Origin of the sequence: Bacillus sp. JJ1521 (assembly GCF_036965165.1) — a bacterium.
Lineage (GTDB): Bacteria > Bacillota > Bacilli > Bacillales > Bacillaceae_L > Ferdinandcohnia.
In genome coordinates this window covers 1-1,256 of record NZ_JBALOX010000138.1, presented here as the reverse complement: position 1 = coordinate 1,256, position 1,256 = coordinate 1, and the positions used below count along the sequence as shown (strand labels likewise).

Annotated in this window: 2 protein-coding genes; both read left to right on the top strand. The window is 37.3% G+C overall.

The window, feature by feature from the left end:
- The first annotated feature begins 100 nt into the window (after positions 1-100).
- Positions 101-391, top strand: coding sequence for a helix-turn-helix domain-containing protein (locus V7147_RS17855; RefSeq protein WP_335369185.1), 291 nt, complete (start codon positions 101-103; stop codon positions 389-391).
- Positions 388-1,256: IS3 family transposase (locus tag V7147_RS17850; RefSeq protein WP_335369184.1), on the top strand; the 869-nt coding region annotated here is incomplete at its 3' end. The genes V7147_RS17855 and V7147_RS17850, both read left to right, overlap by 4 nt.

Genomic DNA, 1,256 nt, shown 5'->3' with positions numbered 1-1,256 from the left:
TGATATTGTACCTATATAGTAGACAGTTTTAGAAAAACGACCACTCTCGAATTAATGATATAGTTTATTTACAGGGGTTATGAGAGAGGGTTAATGGCAAATGAAAAAGAGAACATATCCATATGATTTAAAGAAGCAATTAGTTGAATTATATTTGGAGGGGCATTCCTCCACTGAATTAGCTAAGAAGTATGATATTCATAGTTATAAAAGGATTACTGATTGGGTTCGTAAAGTAAGAGAAGGTGGATTTAAAGCACTAGAAGAGACTAGAGGGCGTCATAGTAAAGGGAAAAGTAAAAAGGAGGAGGTCACTTTAGAAGAAAAATATGAAAAGCTTAAATTGGAGAATGAGTATTTAAAAAAGTTGTTGGATCTGAAAAGGGGGTGAATGATAAGGAAGCACAATTTGCGTTTATACACGCCAATTCAAGGAGCCATCCAGTTCAAAAATTGGTGGAGATAACAGAGGTTTCACGTTCTGGTTACTACAAGTGGTTGAAACGTAATGCGGAAAACGTGCAGGATACAAAGGATGAAATGCTTTTGCCTTATATCACTAAAATATTCCAAGATCATCGTGGGACATACGGCAGAAAGAGAATGAAACTAGCATTAAAAGACGAGTATGGGTTGGTTGTAAACGAAAAGAGAGTTTCAAGAATCATGCGTAAATATGGTCTATTCTGTAGAATCCGAAGAAAACGATTTAGAAACCGCGTGCAGCCACATGGTCAATTTCCAAACATACTAAATCGCAATTTTAAGGCAATCAAGCCGGGCATTAAATTAGCGATAGATATCACCTATGTTGAGGTAAAGAAAGGTTCACAGAAGTGGATGTATGTGTGTGCAATTAAAGATTTATTTAATGGGGAAATTGTGGGTTATTCGATAGGTCAGAGCCAGGATATGGGGTTAGTTTTTCGTGCATTGGAGGAACTCAAAAAGAAAGGGTTTGAAAAAGGAGCCATTCTACATAGTGATCAAGGCATCCAATTTACAAACCCAGGCTACATCAAGCGATTAGAAAAGATGGGCTTAACCCAATCTATGTCCCGCAGAGGCAACTGCTGGGACAACGCTTGTATCGAGAACTTCTTTGGCCAATTAAAGTGTGAAATGTACTATTTCACACAACCGCAAACAGCTGTTGAAGTAATCGAAGCAGTAGCTTCCTATATAGACTATTATAACCATAAACGGATACAAACGAAACTAAAAATGAGCCCTGTAGAATATCGATTAAAATCGGC

Excerpts from the sequence above, each read along its gene's own strand:
- V7147_RS17855 (WP_335369185.1), top strand. The coding sequence starts at position 101 with ATGAAAAAGAGAACATATCCATATGATTTAAAGAAGCAATTAGTTGAA.